2 protein-coding genes are annotated in these 2,017 nt (G+C 71.0%); both read left to right on the forward strand.

The features are described from left to right. The coding region (locus EJK15_RS69035; protein WP_338089982.1) for an ABC transporter ATP-binding protein at nt 1-919 on the forward strand (919 nt) is incomplete at its 5' end. Beyond that, a partial coding sequence (locus tag EJK15_RS69040) for an ABC transporter permease (RefSeq protein WP_138720886.1) occupies nt 916-2,017 on the forward strand: 1,102 nt, incomplete at its 3' end. The genes EJK15_RS69035 and EJK15_RS69040, both read left to right, overlap by 4 nt.

Here is a 2,017-nt window from a genome sequence, read left to right on the forward strand (position 1 = left end):
CCATGATGAAGGAGAGGACCTGATGCTCGAGATCAGCGAACTGCGCAAGCGCTTCGCGGGCGGCCCCGACGCCCCCGGCGGCAAGGTCGCCCTGGATGGGATCGGCTTCGCCGTACGGCCGGGGGAGATGTTCGGGTTCGTCGGCGCGAACGGCGCCGGCAAGACGACGACGATGCGTATCGTCATGGGTGTGCTGCAGGCCGACTCCGGCTCGGTGAGCTGGCAGGGCAGGCCGCTCGGCCATGACGACAGGCGCCGCTTCGGCTACATGCCGGAGGAGCGCGGCCTGTACCAGAAGATGCGGGTCGCCGAGCAGATCGAGTACTTCGGCCGCCTGCACGGGCTGAGCGCGGCGGCCGCCAAGAAGGCCACCGAGGACCTGCTGGAGCGGCTGGGCGTGGCCGAGCGCGGGAACGACGCGGTGCAGGCGCTCTCGCTGGGCAACCAGCAGCGCGTGCAGCTGGCGGTGGCGCTGGTGCACGACCCCGAGGTGCTGGTGCTGGACGAGCCGTTCTCCGGGCTCGACCCGATCGCGGTGGACGCGCTGGCCACGGCGCTGCAGGAGCGGTGCCGGGGCGGGGTGCCGGTGATCTTCTCCAGCCACCAGCTGGAGCTGGTCGAGCGGCTGTGCGACTCGGTCGGTATCGTCGCGGCCGGGCGGATGGTCGCCACCGGCACGGTGGCCGACCTGCGCGCGGCCGAGGGCAACACGCTTCGCGTGGTCGTCCGCGAGCCCTCACCCGGCTGGGCGGACGGCCTGCCGGGCGAGGTCACCGTGCGCGGCGACCGGCACATCCTGCGCACGGCGGACGGCGACGACCAGGAGATCCTGCGCCGCGCCGTCAAGGCCGGGCACGTCGAGCACTTCGGCGTCGAGCAGCCGACGCTCACCGAGATCTTCAAGGAGGCCGTGGCGTGAACGGACTGATGCTGGTCGCCCGCCGGGAGATCACGACGCAGATCCGCACGAAGGCGTTCGTCATCGGCCTGGTCATCACGGCCGTGCTGGTGGCGGCGATCTCCTTCGCGCCCAAGCTGATGGGCGGCCCCGACTCCTACGCCATCGGCACCGTCAACTCCCAGCAGCTGCCGTTGCAGGCGGCCGCGCCGGACGCGGAGTTCGAATGGCGATCGTTCCCCGACGAGGCCGCCGCCAAGGAGGCCGTGCTCGCAGGGGACGTCGACGCGGTGCTGGTCAACGGCACGAAGGTGCTCACCGACGGGGAGATCGACACCCAGCTCGGCGTGCTCATGCAGAGCGTCAACCGGGAGGTGCGGCTCGGCGCCGCCGGTGTGTCGATCCCGCCGCTGCAGATGGAGTCGGTGGGCGCCGACACCCGCTACGAGTCCGCGCGCACCGGGATCGCGGTGGTGCTCGTCATCGTCCTCTTCATGATGCTCATGGGCCAGGTCATGATGGTGGCCATGGGCGTGGTGGAGGAGAAGGGCAGCAGGATCGTGGAGATCCTGCTCTCCACGCTGCGGCCGTGGCAACTGCTCGGCGGCAAGATCCTCGGGCTGGGCGCGCTCGGCCTGATCAACCTGGTCACGATCCTGGTCGTCGGCCTCGGCGCGGCAACGGTCTCCGGGACCGCCTCCGACTTCCCGCCCGGCATCCCCGGGCTGGTGGCCTGGGTGCTGGTCTGGTTCGTGCTCGGGTACGCCTTCTTCGCCACCCTGTCGGCCGCGCTCGCCTCGCTGGTGTCGCGCCAGGAGGAGGTGAACTCCGTGATGACCCCGCTGACCATGGTCATCATGGCCACCTACTTCGTCGCCTTCTACGCCACCAGCGACCCCACGGGCACGCTGGCCACGGTCGTGTCGTACGTGCCGCCGTTCTCCTCGATGGTCATGCCGGTGCGGATGGCCGCGACCGAGGTGCCGCTGTGGCAGGTGGGGGCCTCCATGGCCGCGATGGTGCTGGCCGTGCTGGCGGTGCTGGCCTTCGGCGCCAAGGTGTACGAACGGGCCGTGCTGCGGACGGGCGCCCGGGTCAAGCTCGGCGACGTGCTGCGCG

The sequence above is a fragment of the Nonomuraea basaltis genome (assembly GCF_005893125.1).
Lineage (GTDB): Bacteria > Actinomycetota > Actinomycetes > Streptosporangiales > Streptosporangiaceae > Nonomuraea > Nonomuraea basaltis.